This window comes from Streptomyces pluripotens, assembly GCF_000802245.2.
GTDB classification, from domain to species: domain Bacteria; phylum Actinomycetota; class Actinomycetes; order Streptomycetales; family Streptomycetaceae; genus Streptomyces; species Streptomyces pluripotens.
On record NZ_CP021080.1, the window covers coordinates 567,469 to 593,474 of the forward strand.

Annotated in this window: 19 protein-coding genes and 4 pseudogenes; 6 read left to right on the forward strand and 17 right to left on the reverse strand. The window is 68.9% G+C overall.

Annotated features, from left to right (window positions below; all coding sequences use genetic code 11):
• Nucleotides 1–194: 194 nt before the first annotated feature.
• Nucleotides 195–875 carry a MerR family transcriptional regulator gene (locus LK06_RS02425; RefSeq protein ID WP_052319089.1) on the forward strand — a complete coding sequence of 227 codons (681 nt, stop codon included), beginning with the start codon at nt 195–197 and terminating at the stop codon, nt 873–875.
• A gap of 199 nt (nt 876–1,074) precedes the next feature.
• Here the strand turns inward: LK06_RS02425 and LK06_RS02430 are convergent, their stop codons facing one another.
• Nucleotides 1,075–1,728 (reverse strand): IS3 family transposase, encoded by a 654-nt coding sequence (locus LK06_RS02430; protein WP_089516721.1) that lies wholly within the window; start codon nt 1,726–1,728, stop codon nt 1,075–1,077.
• A gap of 192 nt (nt 1,729–1,920) precedes the next feature.
• Between LK06_RS02430 and LK06_RS35165 the strand changes: the two are divergent.
• From LK06_RS35165 to LK06_RS32960, 3 genes and pseudogenes are all read left to right on the forward strand, one after another.
• Nucleotides 1,921–2,121: pseudogene (locus LK06_RS35165) on the forward strand (hypothetical protein); the annotation flags it as partial.
• A gap of 17 nt (nt 2,122–2,138) precedes the next feature.
• Nucleotides 2,139–2,405, forward strand: coding sequence for a hypothetical protein (locus tag LK06_RS34170; RefSeq protein WP_052319088.1), 267 nt, complete (start codon nt 2,139–2,141; stop codon nt 2,403–2,405).
• A gap of 205 nt (nt 2,406–2,610) precedes the next feature.
• On the forward strand, nt 2,611–2,769 hold the full coding sequence (locus LK06_RS32960; RefSeq protein WP_159025265.1) for a hypothetical protein: 159 nt from the start codon (nt 2,611–2,613) through the stop codon (nt 2,767–2,769).
• A 94-nt stretch (nt 2,770–2,863) separates the two neighbouring features.
• Here LK06_RS32960 and LK06_RS02440 read toward each other — a convergent pair whose 3' ends face one another.
• From LK06_RS02440 to LK06_RS02475, 8 genes and pseudogenes are all read right to left on the reverse strand, one after another.
• The gene (locus LK06_RS02440) at nt 2,864–3,652 is read right to left on the reverse strand and encodes a DUF6008 family protein (RefSeq protein WP_374208092.1); all 789 of its coding nucleotides are present in this window, start codon (nt 3,650–3,652) and stop codon (nt 2,864–2,866) included.
• 356 nt (nt 3,653–4,008) lie between these two features.
• Nucleotides 4,009–4,266 (reverse strand): annotated as a pseudogene (locus LK06_RS02445) (alanine--tRNA ligase-related protein); the annotation flags it as partial.
• A 100-nt stretch (nt 4,267–4,366) separates the two neighbouring features.
• Nucleotides 4,367–4,885 (reverse strand): GNAT family N-acetyltransferase, encoded by a 519-nt coding sequence (locus LK06_RS02450; RefSeq protein ID WP_039653764.1) that lies wholly within the window; start codon nt 4,883–4,885, stop codon nt 4,367–4,369.
• A pseudogene (locus LK06_RS02455) lies at nt 4,882–5,451 on the reverse strand (transposase); the annotation flags it as partial. The gene LK06_RS02450 and the pseudogene LK06_RS02455, both read right to left, overlap by 4 nt.
• A 121-nt stretch (nt 5,452–5,572) precedes the next feature.
• On the reverse strand, nt 5,573–6,544 hold the full coding sequence (locus LK06_RS02460) for a hypothetical protein (protein ID WP_199806313.1): 972 nt from the start codon (nt 6,542–6,544) through the stop codon (nt 5,573–5,575).
• 437 nt (nt 6,545–6,981) lie between these two features.
• Nucleotides 6,982–8,355: a cytochrome P450 gene (locus tag LK06_RS02465; RefSeq protein ID WP_039653763.1), complete on the reverse strand. Its 1,374-nt coding sequence runs from the start codon at nt 8,353–8,355 to the stop codon at nt 6,982–6,984.
• A gap of 3 nt (nt 8,356–8,358) precedes the next feature.
• Nucleotides 8,359–9,333 carry a DUF1702 family protein gene (locus LK06_RS02470; protein WP_039653761.1) on the reverse strand — a complete coding sequence of 325 codons (975 nt, stop codon included), beginning with the start codon at nt 9,331–9,333 and terminating at the stop codon, nt 8,359–8,361.
• 2 nt (nt 9,334–9,335) lie between these two features.
• Nucleotides 9,336–10,334, reverse strand: a complete 999-nt coding sequence (locus LK06_RS02475; protein ID WP_039653759.1) for a DUF1702 family protein — start codon at nt 10,332–10,334, stop codon at nt 9,336–9,338.
• A 228-nt stretch (nt 10,335–10,562) separates the two neighbouring features.
• Here LK06_RS02475 and LK06_RS02480 point away from each other — a divergent pair.
• Nucleotides 10,563–11,406, forward strand: a pseudogene (locus tag LK06_RS02480) (IS5 family transposase).
• Between the two features lie 104 nt (nt 11,407–11,510).
• On the opposite strand, the gene LK06_RS02485 reads toward LK06_RS02480, so the two are convergent.
• The 6 genes from LK06_RS02485 to LK06_RS02510 all read right to left on the reverse strand — a co-directional run bounded on the left by LK06_RS02485 (nt 11,511) and on the right by LK06_RS02510 (nt 22,500).
• Nucleotides 11,511–12,062 (reverse strand): flavin reductase family protein, encoded by a 552-nt coding sequence (locus LK06_RS02485; RefSeq protein ID WP_039656379.1) that lies wholly within the window; start codon nt 12,060–12,062, stop codon nt 11,511–11,513.
• Nucleotides 12,059–12,532 carry an acyl-CoA thioesterase gene (locus LK06_RS02490; protein ID WP_039656380.1) on the reverse strand — a complete coding sequence of 158 codons (474 nt, stop codon included), beginning with the start codon at nt 12,530–12,532 and terminating at the stop codon, nt 12,059–12,061. The genes LK06_RS02485 and LK06_RS02490 overlap by 4 nt, the downstream gene beginning before the upstream one ends.
• A 2-nt stretch (nt 12,533–12,534) precedes the next feature.
• A complete protein-coding gene (locus LK06_RS02495) occupies nt 12,535–18,426 on the reverse strand; it encodes a type I polyketide synthase (protein WP_071659053.1) in 5,892 nt (1,963 codons plus the stop codon).
• Complete coding sequence (locus LK06_RS02500) at nt 18,423–19,418, reverse strand: hypothetical protein (protein ID WP_039656381.1); 996 nt, start codon at nt 19,416–19,418, stop codon at nt 18,423–18,425. Before LK06_RS02500 ends, LK06_RS02495 begins: the two co-directional genes overlap by 4 nt.
• Entirely contained in the window at nt 19,415–21,358 is a 1,944-nt protein-coding gene (locus LK06_RS02505; RefSeq protein ID WP_039656388.1) for a CRTAC1 family protein, read from the reverse strand. Before LK06_RS02505 ends, LK06_RS02500 begins: the two co-directional genes overlap by 4 nt.
• A gap of 530 nt (nt 21,359–21,888) precedes the next feature.
• Nucleotides 21,889–22,500: a TetR/AcrR family transcriptional regulator gene (locus LK06_RS02510; protein WP_078859110.1), complete on the reverse strand. Its 612-nt coding sequence runs from the start codon at nt 22,498–22,500 to the stop codon at nt 21,889–21,891.
• Between the two features lie 110 nt (nt 22,501–22,610).
• Between LK06_RS02510 and LK06_RS02515 the strand changes: the two genes are divergently transcribed.
• Complete coding sequence (locus tag LK06_RS02515; protein ID WP_039656383.1) at nt 22,611–23,969, forward strand: carotenoid oxygenase family protein; 1,359 nt, start codon at nt 22,611–22,613, stop codon at nt 23,967–23,969.
• Nucleotides 23,970–24,340: 371 nt separating this feature from the next.
• Here LK06_RS02515 and LK06_RS02520 read toward each other — a convergent pair whose 3' ends face one another.
• Both LK06_RS02520 and LK06_RS02525 read right to left on the reverse strand, forming a co-directional pair.
• On the reverse strand, nt 24,341–24,679 hold the full coding sequence (locus LK06_RS02520) for a hypothetical protein (protein WP_052270215.1): 339 nt from the start codon (nt 24,677–24,679) through the stop codon (nt 24,341–24,343).
• A gap of 362 nt (nt 24,680–25,041) precedes the next feature.
• Nucleotides 25,042–25,839, reverse strand: coding sequence for a TIGR03084 family metal-binding protein (locus LK06_RS02525; RefSeq protein ID WP_039656384.1), 798 nt, complete (start codon nt 25,837–25,839; stop codon nt 25,042–25,044).
• Between the last annotated feature and the right edge of the window lie 167 nt (nt 25,840–26,006).

Sequence of the window (26,006 nt, forward strand, 5' to 3'; positions counted from 1 at the left end):
ACCTCCCGGCCAAGCACCCTGCCAGCGACGGAACTTAAGTCACTGGTATTGAGGCTAGGGATCGTCGGACCCGGCGGCCACTTCACATGTGCGGACTTGCGGTACCCCGGGTGCAGAAGTGCCCTTCCTGCCGGAGAGACGAGGCGTGCGGTACAGCAGGCAAAATGGGCGCGGGAACACAATGAGGGGGATCAATGCGACTCGCGCAGCTCAGTGAAACAAGCGGCGTGTCCACTGCAACGATCAAGTACTACCTGCGCGAGGGCCTGCTTGAGCCCGGTGACCGGGTCACCGCGACACAGATGGACTATGACGCTCGGCATGTGCACCGGCTCCGGCTCATACGCGCCCTGCTCGAGGTTGGCGGCCTGTCCCTTGCGACGGTCCGCAACGTTCTGACGGTGATGGAAGAGCCGGACGTCCGCCCCAAGGACGTGGAGCGCGCCGCCCAAGAACCGCTGAGCACACGAGCCGGCCTGCAGCGCACGGAGGCCACCTCCGATGCTGCCGTGTCCGAAATCCTCGCCCTCGCCGAGGACTGGGGATGGGCGATCTCACCCGACAGTCCGGCCGTCTATACGGCCGCTGAGGCCCTGGAGACCCTACTACGGCTAGGGCAGACGGGCCTGGCTGACCAGCTCGACGAGTACGCACGGTCGGCGGAGATCGCCGCGGCAGCTGACGTGAAGGCCTCGCACCTTGACGGCAGTACCAGAGAAGCGACGGAAGCTTTGATCGTCGGCAACGTTATGGGGGACCTTCTCCTGGCCTCCCTGCGGCGCCTGGCCCAGGTTCACCGCCTGCGCGAAAGCCAGCGAAGCGGCAGGTGCTGTCCCGCGTCCGAGAACCGATCCGGAACTGGGCATTGCGGCTGATTCCTTAGCACGTGCGGGGTGAACGCGCCGGTGATCTCGTCCCGGTGGCGAACTGAAGGCACGACCACGCGGCTGCCTCGTAGTCGACCTGGGACAGCAGGCAGGCGAAGGCCTGGGTGCCACCGGGATCTCCGGTTTCGGCCGGGTACGGCGGTTATTGCCGCTTGAACCGCCCGGGTTCGCATGGAGACTCGTTTTGTCAATCCCTCGAAGCGTGGAGACGATCTACGCGGCCAGTCCCTCGGTGAGGGTGGCTCGTTGACGTACTCCCTGCTCTCAAGTCCAGGGATTCCGGCCTGGGTCGTCTGACCCTTCCGGGGGCTTCCTGGAGCAAGGATCGCGTTTCGAGCGGGGTGATGTACCCGTAGTCGGGGTGCCGACGGAGCCGACTACGGTTGTACTCGACCTCGACGTAACGGAAAACGTCGGCCCGGGCGGCCTCGCGGGTCTCCCACATCGTCGTCCCGATCTCCGCTTTCAGGATGACGAACCAGCTTTCCGCGGCAGCATTATCATAACAAGAGCCGACACGCCCCATCGATTGCCTCATGCGCAACTTGCGTATTTTGCTGCTGAATTCGTCACTCGTGCACTCGCTGCCGCGATCCGTACGCATGACGCAACCCTGCTCCAGGCCGCCACGCCCGGCCGCCATCCGCAAGGCGGCGACCGGCAGCTCGGCGCGGTGGTGGTCGGCCATCGCCCAGCCGACCACCTCCCGCGTCGCGAGATCGATACAGGTCGCCAGATACACCTTCCCTTCCAGCGTGCTGAGTTCAGTCATGTCGCCGACGAACCGCATCCCGGGCCGGGGCGCGGTGAAGTCCCGGCCGATCAGGTCGGGCGCGAACACCGCCCGCTTCGCCTGCCGGGTCAGTAATGGGCACGCCGGGTTCGGAGGGCGGCCCGAGGAAACGGGCTGGTCGAAAGACCAGTACCGCGCCTCGGGTCGACCCTACGTCGTCCACGTCAGCGGTCCGGCCCACCGGGCCGAGGCCCTGCGCGAGCAGGTCGCCGAGGTACTGGCCCCGCTCGGGCTGCGGCTTTGTGCGGAGAAGACCCGCGTGGTCCACATCGACGACGGTTTCGACTTTCTCGGCCATCGCATCCGCCGTCAGCGGAAACGCAGCACGAACAAGCTCGTCGTCTACACCCGGCCTCGAAGAAGGCCGTCAAGGCCCGAGTCTCGGAACGAACCTACAGACACACCCAGAATCAGAGTCTGGCCACCCTCCTGGAGGGCCTGAACCGGACACTGAGCGGATGGGCGACCTACTTCCGCCACCACTCGGCGAAGCGGACTTCAACGCGGTCGACCACCACGCGTGGCACCGTGTCGCGATCTGGCTCCGCCGCAAACACAGCATCTCCAGTAGCCAGTTGAAGGGATTCTGTGACCAGGGATGGAGGTTCACCGATGGCGGCATCGTGTTCCTCGGCGCATCCAGCGTCATGATCGAACGCTATCGCTACCGCGGAGCTCGGATCCCGACTCCGTGGACCGCCGAACCGGCAGCCGACAACGGCTGACCAGCTGGGCAAGTCACGTGGAGAGCCGGATGCGTGGCCAACACGCACATCCGGTTCGGGTCAGCGGCCCAGAGAAACGGAACGGCAGCAATGCCGTCATCGCGCTCTGGGCCGACCGCACAGGTTCAACAGGCCCATCGAGTCGTGATCAATCTGCGGCAGATACCTTCGTGGCACTGTCCGGTTCGATAGACCATCTGGCGCGATGCGAATGCAACTGTTCGACGGGGAAGGGGAGTTCATCGAGCCGTACCTGCCAATCAGCGAGTACGGCCCGTATCCCGAGCGGCTGCGGCAGCAGTTCGAGGGGGTGTTCTGGAGGTTCGCCACGAGCAGCCGCTGCACGGGGCACGACGGTATATGAGGCCGTCTTGCCCCACAGGGCCTGTGCCGGCGGTGCCGTGAACCAACGCAACCCTGTTCACCGGCAGACGAGTTCACACCGGCACCGCCAACCCTCAGGCACGACCGACCAGATCGTGCCCGGGCGCCGCCTCCTCCTCGGATGCGGGAAGCGATGTGGACACCGAAGACGGCACGAACACGGACTCCTCCACCCCGGAAGCCTGGTACCCGGCCTTGACCGCGTGCCTCTCCTTCCACAGGTGGTACAGAGACACGGCAAAGATCACGGAGCCGACCAGGTTGGCGATGAAGTGCCACCACACCCGGTACGTCACCAGCGCTGGCCCCGGCTCGATCAGGCCAAACCAGGTGGAAAGCCCGATGGCGCGGCTGGCGCCCAGTGCGACGGACAACGTCAGGACGAGATGTTCCAGACCGTGCATCCCCTGCATCCACACGCCCATCTTGGCCCACTTGCGCGACTTGAGCCCTCCTACGGCCCGCCGGGTGATCTGCATGACGCCGACGAGTCCGGCGAGGAAGATGAAGTTGCCCGTGAGGTGCAGGATCTCCATGCCCAGGGTCGGCTTGCTCGGGTCCACCTGCCCCATGCCCCGTGCCAGGCCGTTTCCCCACGGAGTCATCCATGCCGGTGAGTACGGGTGTGCCACCCAGTAGCCGGTCTGGGCCACGTGCTCCTGGAAGTGACCGATCTGGCCGATCACGCCGAGCCCGATGACGGCGACCGCGGTCTTGAACAGCCAGGGTCGCGCGGGCCCGCGGTTGGCCAGGGCGAGCACGATGACGGCCAGCCACATTGCGGCGGCCCAGGCGATCAAGAAGACTGCGCCCAAGGTGTCCCAGGACGACACGACGTTCCCCATATCTCCCATGCCTCCCATTCCATGCCCTCCGTGTGCCTGATCCATGGGTGCTCCTCCCAGGGTCCGACTGCGCACAGCGGCCTCTGCGGCGCTCAACGTCACGCTAGGAGACCCCTTCTGCGGTGGCCACTTCAGCCTTGCGGACATCGCGACCCCGCCAAGGCGGGAACCCACTTACTGACGTAGCTGAGGAAGTCGGCCCCGCCTACCGGGGTCGCGGGGTCTGCGCGGACTTCAGTGAGCGTTTTCAGCGTGGCCACTGTTCGGGTGACGCCGGGCAGGTTGAGGTGAGGGCCGCAACGCACAAGGCTCCCATGCCGTTGGGGGAGGTGTTCGACGTCTCAACCCACCGGCCCAGTAGCCTTGTTGATACCCTGCAGGGAAGCAGTGTCTGGCCCGATCTGGTCATCGCCGCCATAGACGGTGGCATGCAGCAAGCCCGGATCGACCCCCAGTCCATCGGTGAGCAGCCTGTACCCCCAGTCGAGACTCAGTGAGCCCTCGTAGGCGCCCAGCGACCAGGTGCCGAGCATCTCGAAGACAGTTAGATGGGTGGCATCGCCGACCTCCTCCAGATCCGTGGTGCGCAGACAGCGCTGCACATTGACCAGTCGCTGGCCCAGCGGATGGGGGGCGACAATGGCGCGCCCCGTCCTTTGAGGCACACGAATTTTTCCTGGCCTCGCGCGGGTCCCGCCAGGAGTAATAGGCAATGCCTATGGATCGTTGAAGTTATTTCCTGATGCTCCGGTGCCATCGGATCTCGTCTTCGTGCCATTCGTCGGTGGGTGTGAGCCCGGCGGCGGTGGCGACGGCGGCGGATGCCCGGTGCTCGGGGTGGATGTGGGCGATGACGGTGTGTACGGGCAGTTGGCTGAGCCAGTCGACAAGTCCTCGGGCTGCTTCGGTGGCGATGCCTCTTCCCTGCCACGGGGTCCCCACCACCCAGGCGATCTCAGCGATGGGCCCGTGGGCGGAGGGGCTGACCGTCGTCTGGATGGTGCCCGTCAGGCAGGACTCGTCACGGAGCTGGATTACCCAGTTCAGCCAGGAGATGGCCGGGTCGGGAGAGCCCGCGGTCATGCGCTGGTAGCGCGAGCGCAGGGCTTGCGGGGTGTCGGGAGTGCCGCCGATGAAGGAGTGCAGGGCCGGGTCGGACAGCACGGCGGCCATTTCCTCGGCGTGTTCGACGTGCAGTGGCAGCAGGTCCAGTCGCTGGGTGCTGATGGCCTGGGCCGCGAGGGTGCTCACGCCGCGACCGCCTTGGGTCGTTCGACGAGCTGGCCGCGTTCGAAGCGGGCTCCGGAGCGGACGAGGGCGACGAGGTGGGGCGCGTTCACCGCCCGCCACCGCTGCTGGGCGGACTCGACCAGCTTGAAGACCATTGCCAGGGCGGCGGTGCGGGAGCCGGCACCTCGTGTGACCTCGGTCCGCAGCCGGACGGTGGAGAAGGTCGACTCGATGGGGTTCGTGCTCCGCAGGTGGATCCAGTGCCCGGCGGGAAAGTTGTAGAACGCCGGCAGCTGGTCCTGGTCGTCGGTAATCTTCTTGACCGCCTTGGGGAACTTCGCGCCGTAGAGCTGGGCGAACGTTGTGATCGCCGCCTCAGCATGGTCGCGATCCTCGGCGTTGCAGATGTCCTGGATGGCCTTCTTCGCGCCCGGCTGCGCGGACTTCGGCATGGAGTCTAGGACATTGGCCGTGTTGTGAACCCAGCACCTCTGCTCGTGGGTGTCGGGGAACACCTCGGCCAGGGCCTTCCACAAGCCCAGGGCGCCGTCACCGACCGCAAGGCCACCAACGAGCAACCCCTGCTGCTCGCCGGCGCGGAGACCGGCCGGGTTGGATGCCTCGTCGAGTGTGGCCCGGATGTCGAGCGACTGGGCCCACTTTCGGCTTCTGGGCATAGCGGTCGCCGGAAGGAAAAGGTCTGCGCTGTCAGTTGTTCCACGGTGCCGTCGGGAACCAGAGGTAGTCGAACCTGCCGAGAATCCGCACGGTCCAGTAGACGAGGGTGAAGACGCCGGTGACCAGGAACGCCGAGGCGGTCAACGTGGCACCCCTTCCCGGCTTACTCGTCAGCCAGCGTTGTATGCGTTCGCCTGCTCCGTAAGAAAGCGCGATGAACAGCAATGACATGACGAGTATGTTGCCGATGGACTGCACGGAGAAGGCCATCGCCCCGTACAGCGGGTTGTGGGTGGTCGCGGCGTGCCGGAAAAGATTGCGGAACAGAGGATAGGGCCGTCCTATCAGAAAGGCTCCGGCCAGTGCACCCATCAGGATCAGCGGCGAATGTGGGAATCGACGGGAGATGGCGGCTAGCGGATCTTTGATCAGGCCCATGGCGGCCAATCCAAGGACGATCATCATGGTGCCGATGCAACCAAAGGTGATCATCGCCTGGATGATCCTAGGAGTGATACCTCCGGCGGGATTCACGACGTTCGAGAACTGCGGCATGTGCGTGCCGACCATACCGACGATCATTCCGTAGACGACATCTACCGGAATCATGCCGACGGCCATCCAGCCCAGCGGCTTGACGGTGTGCAGGAACCGGGCCCGTCGTGACTGGCTCTGCCCCACCAGCGGCCCCACCGCTCCAAAGACCGCGATGTTGCACGCCGTGAAGGACCCGGCCAGGCCGGTGACGAACGCGAAGACCACACCGGCGGCCATACCGCCAATAGGCGTGGCCGCTGCGTTGTGCCCGAGGATCGTATCGGCGGTGTTGAATCCGATCTCGTCGTCCACAAGCTTGGCGGACCAGGCGTAGGCGAGAAAGAGACCGCCGATCAGACTGAGCAGTACGATGAGTCCTCGCCTGCGCGGGAAGCTGTCGGGGACGAAGAGGGAGGTCTTGCGCGAGCTGAGGGCAGGTGCCAGAACTGTGGGTATTTCGTTCACGGAAACGACCTCCTGCGGCTTGGCGTACTGGATGTCACGACCGCCGATTGTGAGGGGACGGCTCCCGGCGCAGCTACTCTGAGCGTGCCTTGCGGAACCTTGCGCACGCTCAACGATGTTGCGATGAAGTGCTGGTGGGCGGGCCCACTGTGGACGTCCTGCCGTTCGTGAGTGAGTGTGGGCGCGCTGCGCGACCTCGCCCGGTGTGGTTGGCGCGACTGCGGTCGGACTGCTGCCCGCGCACCACGCCCGGTTCGGGGACAGGGTCCTTGGAGTGGCCGGCCCCGGCCCCGGCCACCGCCCTGGCCGGTCTGGTCTGTCCTGGCCGGGGCTGCGGTACCGAGCCGCCGAAGCCCCGTCCGGTACGACTTCGGCGACGCGACGTACTCCATCCGCGACCACCGGGCCGCGACGGGCAGGCACGGCCCGCTGAGGCTTCAGCCGCGCTGCACGGACATCCGCAGGCCGCCGCGCACCCGGAGCGAGAGCATCGGCTCGGGCACCACGGACGCGCCCTTCGGCAGCACCAGGCGCAGTTCGCGCATGACCATCGCGATCACGAAGACCGCCTCCATCATTCCGAGGTGGTTTCCCACGCAGAAGCGCGGTCCGGCGCCGAACGGAATGTATGCGTAGCGGGGACGCTGTGCGCGCCGCTGCCGGTCGAAGCGGTCCGGCTCGAAGCGTTCGGGCCTTTCCCAAAACGCGGGATGCCGGTGCAACGTGTAGGGACACACCACCACGTCGGCACCGGCCGGGATGTCGTATCCAGCGATGACATCAGGACCCTGAGCGATCCGGGAGAGCATCCACACCGGCGGATAGAGCCGCATGGTCTCCTCGACCACCATCGTCGTGTACGTCAGCCGTTGCAGGTCTCCGAACTCCGGCAGCCGGTCGCCGAGCACGCTCCGGGCCTCGTCGCGCAGCCGCTCGACCACCTCGGGGTTCTGATCTATGAGATGGAAGGCCCAGCTGAGGGTGCTGGCCGTGGTCTCGTGTCCGGCCAGCAGCAAGGTGACCAGCTCGTCGCGCAACCTGCGCCGCGCAACCCGCGGGTCCTGCTCGGCGTGCACGGATTCGAGCAGTCGGGAGAGCACGTCGTCCGTGTCTCCGCCGGAGCGCAACGCGCGGTGCGCCGCCAGCTGTTCGGTCACCTTCTGCAGCCGGGCTCGGGCGGCCCGGAAACGCAGTTGCTGGGGCAGCGGCAGGAACTGCGGGACCGCCCCGAGGGTGACGACCTCGAACATCGCCTGGTCCTGAACGGCCTCGAAGTCGTGGCCGATCGAGGCGTGACCGCTGAGGTCCTCGTCGAGCAGGGTACGCCCGAGCACTCCCAAGGTCAGCTCGGTCATCTCCGCGGTGATGTCCACCGGCCCGGCCCCGGCTCTGGAGCGCAGCCGGCCGACCATCCGCGCCGCCTCCTGGGCCACGGCCGAGGCCTGCGCCGCAATCCGCTTGGCCTGGAAGGCGGGCTGGATCACCCTGCGCTGTTCCCGCCACAGCTCGCCCTCGCTGGTCAGCAGTCCGTCGCCGAGCGCCCGGCGGGCCTGGTGCAGGCCGATGCCCTTGTGGTAGTTCCCCGGGTTGTCGGTGAGCACATACTTGGCGTAGTCGGGATGGTTGAAGAAATAGAGCGTCTTGGGGCCGATCGCGACACGCACGGCATCGCCGTAGCCGTCCGCGGCCGTGCGCATCAGCGCGAGCCGGTCGCGCAGCAGCATGTTGAGCAGCTTGAAGGTGGCGAATCGGGAGGGTCCGGGCGGGACCCGCCGCCGTGTCCCGGTCGCTCGGGCCTGGGTGACGGTCACTGCTCAGCCCTCCGCACCGGCGGCGAGCCGCTCGGCGATCCGGCAGCGCCAGACCTCGTAGGCCGGCGTACCGTCGTCCACGCAGGGATCGGGCAGCGACTCCTGGCAGACGAGCATGGCCTGCTCGGGAGTAGTGCCGCACAACACCTCGGTGGCGAGCACGGTGTGCTCGTTGCCCAGCCCCGCCTCCAGCCGCGCCGTGGCGGCGAACCCGGAACCCTGGGCGACCCATTTCCGGTGCTTCCCGGCCCGCTCCTGGAGGAGCTGCAGTTCTGCCTTGCCGGCGCCCCCGGCGTACGTGGCGGCCAGTCCGGCCCCCGCGTACAGGTCCGCGTGCCGTTCCTCGGAGAACGAATCGATCATTGCAGTGACCCGCTCGACGTCCGTCCCGCCGACGAACCACATGGCACGGCCGATCCCCTGGTCGATGACCCGGTCGGCGTACCAGGACCACTCGGCGCCGGGCCAGGGGAAGTCGGGCTCCTGATACTGCCCGCGCACGTACTTGTCGGTGCGAAAGTACGCCTGGTGGAAGCCGTAGCCGTCGAGCACGAGCCAGCGCAGCAACGGGTCGGCGGTGTACATCCGGGACCAGCGGAACCGCGGCACCCGGGCCATGGCCCAGCCCACTCCCACGTAGACCATGTACTTGTGTCTCGCGGCCTCGCCACGCAGGAAGTGCTCCACGTGCCGGTTGCCGCCGATCGGCAGCCCGTCGCGCACCGCCATCCCCATGGCGGCGCCCTCGTAGGCGAACCCCCGGAACTGCGGCGGCACGGTCCCGAGCCGGATCTCGGCATCCGCGGTCGAGGAGGCCGCGGCGGCGTAGGCGTAGCCGGTCAGGAACGACTCACCGACCGTTTCAAGTCGTTCGCGTGCCTCGGGACTCTTCTCGTGGAAGCCGCGGGTGAACAGCCTCGTCTCGTTCATGCTTGGGGTCAGCAGGCGGCTGCGGAGCCGGCCGAACCGATTCGCCATCTCTACTCCTCGTGGGAAGGGGCGACGACCGCGCTCATGAAGTGCGCGCGGATGTTCCGGCGCCACAGCTCGTACTGCGGTACGAGGCCGGTGCCGGTGCGCTCGACCTCGGTGCGGTCGGCCAGATCCACGGCCTCATCGATGACCAGTCCGGTCAGCTCGGACGCGGCGGTGACCGTGTGCTCGGGCACGAACTCCGCGTAGTGCCTGGCCTTGATCGCGAATACCGCGCCGATCGCGAGGTCCGCGGCGTAGCCGGCCCGGCCGGCTGTGTCCCGCAGCCCTGCAAGCTCGGTGGCCGTCGCGCCGCCCGCGAAGGTCGCAGCGAGACCGACGCCGCTCCACAGGTCGGCCCGCCGGTCCTCGGTGAACCGCTCCACGGCCGCGGCCACCGCGGGGGCGCGACCGCCGTGGATGAACCACAGCGCGCGTCCGATCCCCTGGTCGACGGCCCGCAGGAAGTACCCGGGATGCCCGTCCCACGGGTACGGCGCGGGCCGGTACTGCCCGTCGACCCACCGTGCCGTGTCGAAGTACGCGCGGTCGAAGCCGTACCCGTCGACGGCCAGCCAGCTCATCGTGGGGTGGAAGGGGATGTCGTCGAGATCGGGCAGTATCTTGCGCCACAGCGGACGAGGCAACCGCGCCATGGCGAAGCCGATGCCGATGTAGGCCAGGAAGAAGTGCGGGCGGCCGGATCCGAGAACCAGCTCCCTGGTCCGATGCCCGCGCACCGCGTCGCGCACGGTGAACGCCATGACGGCCCCCTCGTACGCGAACCCTCGCAACTCGGGTTCGACCATCGCCAGCCGCCGTTCGACTTCCGCGGTTCCGCGGGTCTCGATGCCCCACTCGAAGCCGATGACCACCGACTGAGGAATCGCCTCCAGCCGCGCCGTGGCCGGAGTCGGTGTGACCGGGAATTCCCGGCCGGCGAAGCTGACCGAGTGCAGCGAAGGGGCGAGCAGAAGTCTGCGCAGCGAACCGAGCGGGGTGGCCATCTGGCAACTCTCCCTTGGCTGTCCATCTCGACGGTCCGGGCCGGGCCGATTCCGCCTCTGAAACCTTTGTCAGGCATCATCGCCACCGTCCGGGCGGGCCGGCCACTTCCGGAGTGCGCCGTCGCCGCCGACCCGGGCAATTCCGCAACGGCTATGGGCGCTGTCGGCGTCCTGGCCCCGGTCGTAGACGGGCGGCGGTCGGTTCCCGACGTACAGTGCAGTGCCGCGATCACCGGAGTGATCGCCGGCCGGCAGGTCGCTCTGCCGGTGCTGAGTGCCTGGCGGGCCGAACGGCGCCGGCATGCGCTGAACATCGGACGCCCACCCGAGCACGATCTGCACGAGATCATGAACGCGATCCTGTACGTGGACCGCACCGGGGGCAGTGGCGCTACCTGCCGCACGACTTCCCGCCTTGGGAAACGGTGTACGGCTACTTCGCCAAGTGGCAGAAGAGGCCGGTGTGTTCACCCAGCTCGCCGGCGTACTGCGCAGGCTGTTTCGGCAGAAGGAGGGCAAGCATGCGGAGCCGTCCGCGTGCGTGATCGACGCCCAGAGCGTCAAGACCTTCACCAGCGTCCCGGCGCCGGGCAGGGCACGGACGCGGCGAAGAAGATCGTTGGCCGCAAGCGCAGCATCGCGACCGGCACCCTCGGACTGCTCCTCGCGGTGCTGGTCACGGCCGCGAGCGTGCAGGACTCCGTCGCCCGCACCCACCTGATCGACCAGGTCGCGGCCGCCCATCCCTCGATCCGCAAAGCCTGGGGGGGACGGCGGCTACCGTCGGCACCTCGTTGAGCACGCCGCCCCGCTCGGTATCGACATGGAAATCGTCCAGCGCGCTCCCGTGACCAGGGGGTTCACCCCATGACCGAAACGTTGGACGGTCGAGCGGACCTACGGGTGGCTGATGTTCCACCGCCGCCTGGCGCGCGACTACGAGACTCTCCCAACCCGCTCAGAAGCCATGATCCACCTCGCCATGACCGACCTCATGGCCCGCCGCCTCACCGGCGAAGCCGCCATCTCCTGGCGCGACCCGACACCACGGGATCAAACACCAATTCCATGATGAAACATCGTGAGAAAACAACCTCTCACGCGGCGCCGGCCTTCACCGCCCCGATCGGGGCGGTGAAGGCCGGCGCCACAATCGGCCCGTCACTGCGATGAGCCTCAGACGGAGAGCCGGTGGAAGCCGCCGCCGAAGTACAGCAGCGGGTCGTCGGTCTCCTTGCGCCCGATGTCGAGCACCGAGCCCAGGAATATCGAGTGGTCGCCGCCGTCGTAGACCGCCGCGAGACTGCATTCAAGCCATGCCTGCGCGTCGACCAGGACGGGGGTTCCGGTGTGCCGTCCGAGCGTGGTGTCGACCGTCTCGAACTCGCGGGGACCTCGTGGCCTGCTGCGGTCCGCGAAGTACCTGGCGACGTCCTGCTGATGGCCGGAGAGGACGGAGACCGCGAAGGCCTCCTCCGTCAGGATCACGTCGTGGACCGCTGCCGTGCGTACCACGCACACCAGGATCAGTGGTGGTTCGAGCGAGACGGAGGTGAAGGAGTTCGCGGTCATGCCCCGGGGGATGTCCCGGCCCGCGGTGAGGACGGTGACCCCGGTGGCGAAGCGTCCCAGCACGCCACGCAGTTCACCGCGGGCGCGATCCGGCCGCGGCAGGTCGACCACGCGCAGGGGGCGGTGAGGTGGTGTCAGTGGGTCTGCGGTCGTCATGTCGTGGCTCCGCTCGTCGTGTCGACGAGTTGTCCACCGTGCCGCGCCGCGTAGGGCGCCAGTGCAGTGCGCAGCGCTTCCGGCACCCGGGCCGGACGGGTGTCGTTGTTCGGGCCGCGCATGCACGCGATCCGTTGCTGTCCCCGAGCCACGAGGTCCTCGGTTCCGTCCTGCCGCACGCGGACGTAGTCGAAGCTGAAGGCCACCTGTGTCTGCGTCAGGTCGTCGAGGCGCATGCGGATCGACAGCTCGTCGAACGCCGTGATCTCCGCGAAGAACTCGCAGTCGACCTTGAGGGTGAACAGTTTCAGGTCGCCCTGAACGTCCGCGAGCACGTCGGGTGCGTGGTCCCTGAGAAACATTTCACGGCACCGCCCCTGCCAACGGAGGTAGTTGACGTAGTAGACGTTGCCGACCAGGTTGGTGTCCTCGAAACCGACCAGGTGGCGGTACTCGTAGTACGGCTGCATCGTCAGTCGTTCCTCTCCATGGTCTGTGCCATGAGCGCGAAGACAACGGGCTCGCCGACCCCTTCCAGGAGCGTCGGGAAGGTCGCAATCCGGGCCGCGCCCGAGCGCAGCACCACCCAGTGCTTCTCCGCCCCGGGCGTGCTGTCGACCGTGAGTGCGGCGAGTGCGCGGCCGTTCTTGCGCAGGCACTCGACCGCGCTCCACACCCTGGTGGCCGCGACGGACAGCTCTTCGTCTTGCTCGGTGGCGATCAGCCGGGCGAGGGCGGTGCCCTCCGGCCCCAGCAGCCCCTCCCATTCCTCGAGGGAGCGGGGCTCGGCCGGCTGAACGTCGCAGGCCACCGGCACCTCGCCGGCCACCACGAAGGTCACCCCTGCGCCGTGCGAGGCGGAGAGCTGCGGCCCGCCCGCGATCTCGGGCCTGCCGTCGGGACGGTAGGCCACCACCGTCCGACGACCCAGAGCCCAACTGGCCGCCTGGGCAGTGGACTTACGGCGTGCGGCCAATCCTTCCGCGAGCGCCTCGTCGTCGGGCCGCACGACGCAGCGTACGGCCTCGGGCAGGAGCCGCTCGGCGCGCCGCTCCAGGTACGGGCCGAGCAGAGCGGGCCGCCACGGCCCGGTTCCGTCCTGCTTGCGTACCGCCTGCAGGACCAGCCCCTCCCAGCGTTCGACCAGCAGGCCCGACTGGTCGCGGACGTCGAGGTCGTAGACGTAAGTGTCACCGGTGCGGGAACGCTCCCGGGCGTGCAGCGTCACCTGCTTCTCGTCGCACGCCGCGGTGGGGTCGCTCAGGTGGAGGCGCTCGATGCTCACCGGGAGCAGCGTGGCGTCCGGCACGCAGCACTGGATCGAGTGCATCAGGGCGTCCCGGGTCCCCGGGTCGGCCAGTACGAGTTCGGCAGGCAGATGGCGCGCGAACCAAGGGAGCGTGGCCGCGTCGGAGATCTCCGCGACACATTCCCTGGCGGCCAGTTCCCGGTAGCCGGTGAGGCGTTGGAAGCGCAGCCCTTGGAAGAGGACCGGTCCGTAGAGGTCGCGTGCGGGGTCCAGCGGGATCCTCGGTGCGTCGTCGGGGACGGGTGCGGGCCCGGTGTCCTCCGGCTCCGGGCGGTCGTAGCGGAGCGTGGCGCGGAAGTGGTCGGCCTGGAAGCCGGTCTCGCTGCTGCGGATGACGGCCCGTACGGCTCCGACGTTCTCGGCCAGCACCGCGACCCGGATGGTGGTCCGCCCGTGTAGAGGTATGACGATCGGGCGCAGGAACTCCATGTCCTCCAACGTCGGTGCGCCCTCGAACCCGGTGAGCGCCGTAGCCGCCTGGGCCATGGCCTCCATGCCGAGGACGGCGGGGAACAACAGGTCGCCGTCGAGCTCGTGGTCGGCCAGGTAGGGGTCGCCCGAGGCGCTCAGGTCGGAGTCGACGACCAGTTCGACGCCCGGATAGTGGGCTTGCGGGCGGTCGACGAAGCGCAGCAGCGGGAGGTCGGTGGTCTCCAGTGTCAGCGTCGGCAGGCCGCCGGCACGTCCCATCACGACCAGGGCGGACGGCGTCTGCGGCTCGGCGAGCAGCTGCTTGAGCAGGGCCACGCCCTCCTCGGTGGGGATCGGCTCGATCCCCTGCCGGACCAGCGACTCCAGCACGCCGAGCCGCTCGCCCATGCCGGACCCGGACCACACGGACCACTCCAGAGCAAGGCACCGGCAGTCGGGGTAGTCGTCCTGAACCCGCTGGGTCAGGTCGGTGAGCCAGTCGTTGGCGGTGGCGTAGTCCCCCTCGCCGCTCAGGCCGGCCCGCCCGATGATGCTGCCGAAGGTGACGAGGAGCCGCAGGGCGGCCGGATCAACCGCGATGAGCACGTTCTCCAGGCCGGTGATCTTCGTGGCGAGGGTGCGGCGGAACGACGCCTCGTCCAGGTTGGCGAGTGCGTGCGGTTCATTGCGTCCCGCGCCGTGAAGCACGGCGGTGACCGGCCCGAGCGCATCGCGGATCTCGTCGACCGCCGCCTTGACCTCGTCGGCGGACGTGACATCGGCGCTGACGTAGCGGAAGTTGACACCCGCCGCGGTCATCCGGTCGAGGTTGGCCCGCAGTTCGGGATCGGTGGCCGGGTCCGACCGGCCGAGCAGGCCGACACCGGCTCCGGTACCCGCGGCGAGGGCGAGGGCGCATTCGGCAGTGATGCCCTTGCCGCCGCCGGTGACCAGCAGGACGTCCTCGGTGTCGAGCACCTGCTCCGTCCCGGAGGTCGCGCCACGCGCACCGGCCGGGGAGACGAGCGGCAGCGCGCGCAGCACGGGTACGGTGCGGCGGCCGTCCGCCCCGTAGTGGACCTCGCTGAACCCACGGGTCGCCGCGACGTCGGTCACGATGCGGGCGCTCAGTTCCCCTGCGCGTTCCGCCGGCATGCGGTCCGGCAGTGGCAAGGTGACCACCGTGGTCGCGATGCCCGGTCTCTCCAGGTGCAGGGTCTTGGCCAGGCCCGCCGCACCCCGCCGGTCACCGATCGCGACGAACCGGGTGGCGCCGGTGCGGGACAGTGCGGCACGGGCTGCGGCGATCATGAGCGCCGTGTGGTTCTCGTCGCAGTCCGTGGGCAGGCACAGCAGCACGCCGCCGCCGAGCCCCCCGATGCGCAGCGCCTCGTGGAGCGCGGGCGCGAGCGGGTGCCGTGCGGGTGCGAACAGCTCCCAGTCGCCGTCGCCGGCGGACTCGGGTACGGCCGCGGGGCCCGGCTCCGCCGGCACCAGGTCGACGGCGAAGGCCCGTACCCAGGGGGCCACGCCCAGGGGCACCTGGGGCTGTGCCGCGTCGTCATGGGTCGTCTCGTCCAGCCCGTCCAGCAGTTCCGCGAGCTCGGCCAGCGTGGAGGTGGCGAACGCCGTGGTCACCATCGGTGCGGTGATGCCGAGTTCCTGGGCGGCGCGGTTCATGATCTGAGTCACGGTGATGGAGCTCAGATGCAGTTCGTCGAGTGGGTTGCTGTGTGGGTTGACCGCCTCCAGGGGCAGTTCGGCACGCTCTGCAGCCAGGCGCAGGAGCACCGAGAGGCTGTCGCCGTCCCCGGCCGCGGCGGCTGTCGGCAGCTCGTTCGCCGGAACGGAGACGGGCGGTGCGTCCAAGCGCACATCGGCGAAGGGCAGATCGACTTCGGGAGTCGACTCGCACGGGCTGGCGAAGAAGTGGAACTCCTTGTCCAGGGGCAACGGCCGGGTGAACCGGTCCTCGAACAGCGCGGCGTGCCGCAGGCCCGCGCCGAGGGCATAGGCTGCCGCGGTCGCGGTCAGCAGGCCGGACAGAGACGTGCTGTCCGCGTCGAGCGAGACGACGGGCACACCGGGGGCGATGTCCGCGACCAGGCCCTGCAGGATCTTACCCGGGCCGACCTCGAGCAGCAGGTCCACCTCGGTGGACAGGGCCTGGACCGCCTCGGTGAAACGCACCGGCTCCAGCACCTGTCGGGTCAGCAGCTCCGGCACATCGGTGTCGGCCGTGACCTCGCCCGCCGTCACCGCGGAGATGACGCGACGGGCTGGCGGGGTGAACTCCTGTGTCCCCAGGTAGGTCCCGAAGGCCTCGGCCGCGGGGGCGACGGCCTCGGAGTGGAACGCGTGCGAGACGTGGATCAGCGCCGTGCCCAGGCCCTGGGCGGAGGCTGCGGCGCAGACTCGCTGGACGGCGTCCGCCGGCCCGGAGATCACGGTCTGCCGAGGACCATTGTAGCCGGCGACCACGACCGGTTCCCCGGCCAGCAGCGGTTCGACGTCGGCGGGAGGAGCGGCGATGCCCGCCATGCCTCCGCCGCTCTCGCTCGCCTCCGCCATGAGCCGGCCGCGCTCCGCGGCGATCCGCAGCACCGAGGCCTCGTCCGTCGCTCCGGCCCAGTGCAGGGCTGTGACTTCGCCGAGGCTGTGTCCGGCCGCGGCCACCGCCTCGATACCCAGGGTGGAAAGCACCCGCAGGGCGGCGAGGGAGGAGGTGACGATGCGCGGCTGCGCCACCGCGGTGTCGACCAGGTCCCCGTCGGTGGGCAGGGGGTGCGCGCGGTACAGCTCGTCGACCGAGGCGAAGCGCCGGCGCATCGCGCCGCCGTCGCCCCGTCGGCCGGAGCCCTGGCCGGGGAAGAGAAACCCGATGCGGGCATGCGGCGTCGCGCTCCCCAGGAACACCCCTCCCGCGATGTCGAGCGCGGACCGTGCCCCGCCGTCCAGCAGCGTGAGCAGCTTGGTGAAGCGCTGGTCCGCCTGTTCCGAAGTGGCCGCGACGACGGCAGCCCGGATCGGCCGGCCGTCGAGTTCGCTCTGCAGCGTGGCGGCGAGGTCGCCGAGTTCCGCGAAGGACAGTCTCGGGACGAAGGCGGCCAGGCGGGTGACCTTGCCGCGCAGCTCGGCCATCGTGTCGGCGTCGAGCAGCAGCAGCTCCGCGTCCTGCCGGGACCGTACGAGCTGTCGGGTGACCCGGCCGACGGCCTCCTTGCGCACTCCGTCGGCGTGTTCGACCACGATGTGCGCGTTGATACCGCCGAACCCCATGGAGGAGACACCCGCGCGGATGGCGGCGTCCTTGGGCCACAGCTCCGCCTCGCTGGGGACGCGCAGGGCCGGCCGGTCGCCGGTGAGTTCGGGATGCGGGTCCACATGGCTGGTCGCCGGCGGAATGACCTGGTGGCGTACGGCGAGGACGGCCTTGATGAGCCCGGCGACCCCTGCCGCCGCCTTGGTGTGCCCGAAGTTGCCCTTCACCGTGCTGATGGCGGCGGGCGCCGCGTCCGGGTCGGCGGCCCGGCGCGATTCCGAGAAGGCGCGCAGCTCGATGGCGTCGCCCACGGCGGTACCGGTGCCGTGACCTTCGAAGTAGCCCACCGTTTCGATGCCGAACCCGGCGGCGGCATAGGCGCGCTGCAGGGCGAGGCGGTGTCCGCCGGCCTCGGGCCGGGTGATCCCGCCGCGGCCGTCGGAAGAGTAGCCCCAGCCGGCGATGCTCGCGTACCGGAACCTGCCCTGCGCGACAGCGTCCTGGTCGCGCATGAGCACGAGGATGCCGCAGCCCTCACCGGGCCAGAAGCCGTTGGAACCACGGTCGTAGACGCGCATCTCACCGGTGGCGAGAGCACCCGTCTTGGCGAAACCGATCACTTCGAAGGGGTCGATGCTGAGATCCACACCGCCGACGACGGCGACGTCGAGCCGTCCGTCGGCCAGGGCGTCGCATGCGGTGGCGACGGAGAGCAGCGACGAGGAGCAGGCCCCGTCGACGGTGAACCCACCGCCCTTGAGGTCGAAGTGGTTGCAGATCCGGCCGGCGATGGTGTTGGCGAGACCGCCGGCCAGGGTGTCCTCGCCTATCGGCGGGAAGGGACTCTTGTAGCGCTCCTCGAGTTTTTCCAGGAACACGGCCAGGGCGGCGTCGTCCCAGCCCTGCTCGCGCAGCGCCGCTCCGACAGTGCGGCGCACATAGGGCCAGCGCAGCCGCATCAGGTTGGCCCGGCTGAACTCGCCGGTGAGGGTGTTGCCGATGATGACCCCGGTGTTGAGGTCGCCGAGGCCCTCCCCGAAGGGGAAGCCGGCGTCGCCGAGGGCCTGCGCGGCGGTGTCGAGCGCGAGCCAGTGCGTCATGTCGGTGGCGCGGAAGGTACTGCCCGCGACCCGGTACTTGACCCGGTCGAACTCGAAGCCGTCGAGGACGGCGGCCTTGCTGGAGTAGAAGCGGTCCGGAGCCGCGGGGTCGGGCGAGTAATAGTCCTCGGCGCGCATCCGCTCATCGGGCAGCCGGCGGAAGGCCCGCCGGCCGGCCAGGACGTTCTGCCACAACTGCTCGTGGGTGTCCGCGTCGGGGTAACGGCAGGCGATGCCGACGACGGCGATTCTGGCGGGGCTGGTACGGGAGGAGGACGTCATGCGGCCACCGCCTCGGTCGTGGTCTTGTCGCCGAGCGCCGTGCTCGGACCCCCGGCGTGGTCGCCCCCGGAGGTCCCCGAGGCGTTCCGGCGCTGGACGAGGTGGGCGACCCACCAGCCGATGCCGCGCAGTGCGCAGACCGCAGTGGTGGCGAAGAAGAGGGTGTAGACGACGTTGAACAGCATCATGACGCCGTAGACGACGGCGACCGAGGACCCGAACATGAACTGGTTGCGCCCCTTGGTGGGGGTGGTGCCCGGGTCGGTGATCATGTAGTTGGTGAACAGGGTGAAGGCCACGCCGCTCATCGGTCCGAGCGCGGAGGCCAAGGCCACGTCCCAGAACCAGTGCCGGATCAGGGCCTGGATCACGAAGCCGCCGAGCCAGCCGACGATCAGTGCGGTCCGCTTCGTGAGCGCGGTGTTGATGATCGTTCCGGCGGTGGCGATGACCAGCGGAATCGCCACTCGGAAAAAGGTGTTGGCGTTCTCGGTGAACTGGTAGGGCGGAGAGATGCTCACCCATGATCCGAAGCAGACCAGCGTGAGGGTGATCCCGAAGTTGGACGGGTTCATGTAGTGCCGCATGCGGGCCGCGATGGGGGCCTGCAGCGCGTGCTTGCCCGCGACACCCACGAACACCCCGAAGAGCACCGGCAGGAACTGGTTGTTCGCGTACAGCAGCATGTTGACGGCCAGTGCCGTGATGTGGGAGGGCAGGAGGAACTCGTAGACGCCGCGGAATCCCCTGCCCCGGAAGCGCGGTGAGCGACGCTGGGCCCAGGCACTCAGCAGCTCCAGGAGGATCTCGGTCGTGTAGCCGGTGACGGCCGCGATGATGGGCCACAGCCATGGCTGCTCGAAGCCGAGCACGGTGTACCCGAGAATGTTGAACACGCTGATCGAGATGGCGAAGTTGCGCAGAGCGAGGTAGCGCGGGTCGCGCCTGGCCGCCGGCGGGGATCCGGCTGGTGAAGAGGCAACGGCGGTCATCGGTTGGCAACCTCCTGCGCGGTGTCGGTCAGCATGAACGTGTGGGTGCCGGGGGTGAGCTTCTGGGTCGTGCGGTGCCTTCCGCCGTCCGCGTCCCGCCACGACAGTTCCACGGTTGCCGGCCCGTGGTCCGAGCCGAGTCCGAAGTGCACGTCGAAGCTGCGGAAACCGCTGTGGCCGCCGCCGCCGTCGAGCTGGGAGACCTGGGTACCGGCGGACGTCGTGACCTTGACGGTGGCGCCGTAGGCGGGCGCGCCGATGTTCGCGATGCCCTTGCCCGCGCCCTGGCCGGAGCCGGCAGCGGGCCGGTACAGGCGCAGGCCGAGGTACTGGCCCCTGTCGGGTGCCTGGTTGGCGTAGAAGGCCGGCGGACCCCACTGTCGCGCGACGGCGAAGTCGAGGGTGCCGGTCCCGGTGGTGTCCCCGGTGGCGAGCGCCCGGCTGGGAATCTTCACGTCCAGCCCCAGCTGCTTGGAGATGTTGGCGTACTTTCCGCTCTCGGTCCTCGCGTAGAAGCCCAGTATGTCGTCGCCGGCGATGTCGTCGCCGGGCTGGACGTGGGGCCACATGGCCGGGTTGGACAGCAGATCGTCGTTGGTCATGGCCATCTCCTGCAACCAGGGCCAGCGGTCGATCTTGCCCTTCACAAAGCCGGTGGCCTGCAGGATCGACAGCTCCCCGTTGTTGAGGAAGTCGGCCATCTTGGTGTCCCAGCCCCAGCCGGTCCAGGCGACACCGTGCTGCTGTGCCTCCTGCGTGAACGGCGCCTCGCCGGCGGCCAGCTTGCGGGCCATGTCGGCCTCGTTCCTGGCCTTGTTCATCCAGAGGAAGTTGCTCTCCTCCAGGCCCCAGTCGACGGTGATGTTGCTGACCATCATGTCGAAGCGGCCGTTGTGGTCGACGTCGGCGAAGTCGATTCCCATACCCTTGAAGGAGCCCTTGCCGAGCACGAAGGACTTGGGCGTGGTCGGCGTGCGCTTACCGGTGGCCTCGGTGTACTTGATGTGCCCGGGGGTCGACCGGTTGTAGAGCAGGTGGTCGTGGCCGAAGTCGTCGGCGATGTACATCTCGGGCAGGTCGTCCCCGGTCAGGTCGGCTCCGGAGATCGCGAGCGTCCAGCCGGTGGACGCGTGGTAGGGGATGGCTTCCTTCTCCTCCACGAAGGAGACGGTGGGCTTGTCGCCGACGCTCGCGCCTGTCCAGCGCAGGACATGGTCGCCGCCGGCGTTCTTCGAGTTGGACAGCGAGTCGTTCATGCCCACGTTGTCGAGACCCTGTGGGTCGAGCACATCCGAGTCCCGGAAGTAGTTCCCCACCACGACCGACGGGTGTCCGCTGCCGTCCAGGTCGCCGATGTACACCGCGTCGGTGTTCCAGCGGGGGCCGTGGTACGCGCCGTCAGGGCTCTCCGACGGCACGACCTCGCGTGGCACGTACGCGTCCGGTGACAGGGTGGTGGCGCTGTCCTTGGCCATGAACACGACGGGCGTGCGTCCCCAGTAGGAGACCAGCAGGTCCATCCTGCCGTCACCGTTGAAGTCCCCCGGCGCGCAGCCGGTGGGCGCCATGGCGTGGTCCATCGGAAGCGGGGACGCGTCGAGGACGAACGGAGTGAACCGGTCCTCCTTCGCTGCGGTCGGGGTGTACGTCACGACGACCTTGTCGGTACGGGTGTCGACGATGCACATCCCGTCGGCCTTCCCGTGGCCGACCAGGTCGTTGATGGCTATCCCGGCACCGACGGAGGAGATCCAGGAGCGTATCTTCTGATAGGCCGGATTCACCTTGCGAACCGTGTTCATGTGCTGCGAGTCGTAGCCGGGTGGCAGCGCGATGGGCATTTCCTGGAACTTGTACTTCGCCGCGGCGTCATCACCGCCGGCCACGGCGACGGAAGTCCGGACCGCAAAGAATAGGGACGCGGCCACCAGGACTGTCACCACACCTGGCGCCATTCTGCGAAATCGCTCGCGTTGTTTCATCGCACTCCCCCTCAGTTACCACAAAGAACCGGACGGATGTTCGGCGTGGGTTCGCATTCTGAGAATGAGTGACGGCTGCTCACACGGCCTCTCCGACATTGCCTGAAACGGGCGGCACCTCAGCGAGCTGCCGAGTTTCGGCGGAAGACAGCACTCCCGAAGGAGGCTCGCCGCCGGGAAGCCGTGACGCCGCGTCACCCGATCGACGCGGTCCCTGATGCAGGATCGACGGCGCGCGGCACACTCCACGGTCCTGGTGCATGCCGCGGGCCGGCCCGGCTCGGCCGGACAACAGTTGCCTGATGCGGCAGCAGGAACGTCCCGACGTCCCCGATGGATCAGCACGGGCGCGGTTCACCGGACAGGTGTACGCCTCCCCGTCGGCGACAAGGGTCTTGCGCGCATGGCGGCACGGCCGCCGTCATTCCCCCCTCGGAACGGGCACCGACGGTTTCGCGTCGCACGTCGGGTCGGCCGCGGCGGGCCGCTCAACGGTCCGTACCGTCGCGTCTCCCCCTCAGCGCGGCGGTCACCGCGTCCCGGTCCGCGCCGACGCTCACGAGAAGGCCGGTCACCTGGGCTTCGAAACAGACATCCGCGTCGTAGGGCTCGACCAGGTAGCCCCCGAGTTCCAGGGTGACGAGCCCGTGCAGCGCGACCCACAACTGATGGGCCACCAGGTCCTTGTCACCGGTGTTCAACCTGCGCGTCTCCATGCCGCGTTCCACGGCCCGCACCAGCACGTTCAGCGTGTAGCGGCCATGCTGACGGTCCTCCTCGGTCAGCGAGAAGCCACCGAGGCTCGCACCGCCGAACATCACGCCGTAGAGGTGGCGGTGCTCCAGCGCGTTGCGCCGGTACGCCGCCCCGAGGGCGCAGATGTCCGCGACCGGGTCCGACGATTCCCCCACGCCCCTCAGGCGTCGGTCAAGCAGTCGGAAACCCTCCTGCACCATGGCTCTGACCAGGTCGTTCTTCCCCCCGAAGTGCGTGTACACCGCCGTCGTGGAAGTACCCACCGCCGCGGCCAGGCGACGTGTCGACAGTGCGGAGGGGCCCTCTTCGGAGAGCAACTGTGCTGCGGCCTCAAGGAGTTGCATGCCAAGAGCTGGATTCGCTGGCCGTGGGCTCACCGTTGACATCCTCTCATGCCGGTGCGATTCTGACGTAACGATGTTACGTAACAGTGATTTCGTGAGGATGGACAGCGATGCCCACTCATCACCAGAACAGCACGTCACATCTGCTGAGCAGCGGTTACCAGCCGGTTGCCGAGGAGGTGACCCTCCCCTTCCCGACGGTGCGCGGAAAGCTGCCCACCGAGCTCGACGGCACGTTCCTGCGGATCGGCCCCAACACGCTGGGCAGCCACGACCCGGCCCGCGACCACTCCTTCGCCGGCGACGCGATGGTGCACGGCCTGCGGCTGCGCGACGGCCGGGCCGAGTGGTACCGCAACCGCTGGGTGCGCACGGACCGGGTGGCACGTGCCCTCGGTGAACTCCCCACACCCGGACCACGCCACGGCCTGTCGGACAACACCAACTGCGCCATCGTCCAGCACGCCGGGCACACGTACGCGCTCGGCGACGGCGGAGCACTCCCGACACGGCTCGGTGACCGGCTTGAGACGCTCGACCGGGTCGACTTCGACGGCACCCTGCCCGGCGGCTTCAGCGCCCACCCCGTCCTGGATCCGCTCACTCAGGAGATGCACGCGGTGGCATACGAACCGGGCCGCCCCGGCGTGGATTACCTGACGCTGGACGCGTCCGGCCGGGTACGACGATGCGAGAACATCACGGTGAAGGACACCCCGATGATGCACGCCTTCTCGCTGACGGACCGAGACGCCATCATCTACGACCTGCCCGTCACCTACAGCGCCCGGGCGGCGGCCGCCGGCTCACGCGTCCCCTACGCGTGGAACGACAGCCACGGCGCCCGCCTCGGCGTGCTGCCCCGGGAGGGCGGGGACGCCGACGTGCGGTGGATGGACATCGCACCCTGCTTCGTCTTCCATCCCGTCAACGCGTACGGACGGGGCCGCCACATCATCGTCGACGTCATGCGCCACGAGCGAGCCTTCGATCGTGTCCCCCTGCATCCCAGCGAGTCCTCGCCCACCCTGTGGCGCTGGACCGTGGACCGGACCAGCGGCACCGTGACCGAAGCTCAACTATCCGACCAGGTACAGGAGTTCCCTCGGATCGACGACCGGTACACGAACTCCCCTTACCGCTACGCCTTCACCGTGGGTCTGCGCCCCGGCCAGGGCGCCGCACTCGCCGGACCCGCACTGCTGCGCCATGACCTCGTCACCGGCCGTGTCGACAGGCACACCTTCGGCGCGGGACGCGAAGGCGGCGAAGCGGTCTTCGTGCCGCGCGCCGCCGACGCCCCCGAGGCGGACGGCTGGCTGCTCGGTGTCGTCCACGACACCGCCACCGACCGCGGCGAACTCGTCGTCATCGACACCGCGGACTTCACCGGGCCGCCGGTCGCGGCCGTCCGCCTGCCGGTGCGCATCCCGCACGGCCTCCACGCACAGTGGGCGGCGTCCGGCTGACGGTGCGTCACACCGGCACCGCCCTCGGACCCTCACGGCAATCCACGAGAGGCCCGCGCCCACCACCGCACCACACGATGTAGCAGCACCTGCCGTCAGCGCTCGGTCAGCCCGTCGACACCTGACCGGAGGATACGCATGTCCGTCTCCGGCTGAGGCCCGGGAAACCGGGACCGCAGGACCGTCAGTCGGGGCTTCGAGCGCCTCTTGGCCCTTCTGGATCGGCACGCTCCCCGCGGCCGTCCTCCCGCCCGTCCCACGCTGCCGTCCTCCCGGCCCAAGGACATGCTGCAACGGACGCGGCGAGCCGGGCGCATATCGCGACGACAGGCCGGCGCGGCGGCCACCACCGGTGGAAGTGGTTGGTCCCACTACGAGGGCTTCCCGGCCGGCCGGCCGCCGTCACCATCGTGGGCCGACGGCCCACCGGGCTCTGCGTCGAGCACCTCGCCGAACCCGGTGAGTGCCAGCAACAGCCGCAACCGTGTCCCCACGCCCTGGAGAACGAAGTCCCGGCCGGCGCGCCGAGTGGTCAGCTTCAACCAGGCAAGGTGGTCGAGATCAGCCGCGCGTGGCTGATCAACGGCGGACACGTCACAGACGACGACCGCGGCGTCCGGCCGGGCGGTCAGCAGCGCGGCCAGTTGGTCGGCAAGGAATGCCCCCGACCCGGACGGGATCGAGCTCAGGGCGAACGTCACGGTTTCCATACCGCGTCAGACCTCCGGGCGGGCCGGAACTCATCGGCACGGCATCACCAAGCTCGCGTATGCACCTGCCCACTCCCGCATCGGCACCACGCCGTTCACCGGCGGTTCGCGTAAACGCTCGCCGAACCGGGACGGCGGATTTCTCCCCGCATTCCATCGGCCGCGCTGTCGATTCCGGCCGCGCCCCCTTCGTCGTAGGGATGACAGGCCGGGGCCGCCGCGGCACAGGCGGCCCCACCCCACCTCAGAAGACCCTATGTCGCGCAACGCCGCCCCACAGGCCGCCGCTCCGCTGCTACTGGTGATCGACACGGGGGGGCCGTCCGATCCCCGGCCCCTGGACGAGGGCGGCCGCCTGCCGGTTACGGCGCGAACTGACCCGGCGTCCGCCCGGCTCCGCCTGGTCCCCGGTAGGCCTGGGCGATGCCCAGCCACTGCTCGGCCCTGGCTCCCTCGGCCCGCACCGCGAGGTCAGCGTGGTGGCGGCGACGGGAAACCAGCAGCGCGAAGTCGACGGCCGGCCCTGTGACCCGGTCGACGGCTTCCTCCGGCCCGAAGGTCCAGGTGGTCGCGCCGGAGGGGGCGGTCAACTCGAAGTGGAACTCCTCGCTCGGTGGGACCAGTCCATGCGCCTGGTAGCCGAAGTCCCGGGTGTGCACGCCGAACCAGGCCAGGTGTCCGACCCGGTCGGTGTACTCCCGGCGTACGCCGAGCGCGTCCGCGATGTCCTGGCCGTGTGCGAAGACCTCCATCATGCCGGCCGCGGCTAGCACCGACGGTGGCAGGGGGTTGACCAGCCAAGGCACCGTGCCCTTCTGGTCGGCCGCCGCGAGCCCTGCCACGGCGGCGGCCAGTTCCTCACGCCAGCGTGCCCTCGCCGCCTTGGGACCCGCGGCGAGGAACTGGGCGAGCGCCGCGTCCACCGCCGCCTGGAAGCCGTTCCTGGCCTGCGCGGCGTACTCCGCGAAGCGCTGCGGGTCGCGCGCGGAAGTGGCGGCGAGATGGCAGACGAAAGCGAGGTGAGCGACCTGGTGCGCCACGGTCCAACCCGGGGCGGGCGTGGGCAACTGCCACTGCTGTTCGTCCAGGCCGTCGAGCAGCGCGTCGATCTCCTCGCCCTCGGCCACCAGATCCGCATATACGTCAGAGGTCTTCGTCATGGGCGGTCCTTCCGGGAAAACGGGGGTTCCTGCGCACGCCGATCACAGCGGCGAATCGAGTCTGTTGCCGGACCCGGCACTTGTCTTCTCGCCCGTTGCCCGGTGCGGATCCACGCCTCGGCACGGAGCCTGACCGGCAGTCAGGAAGATGCGTGGACCACCGCACC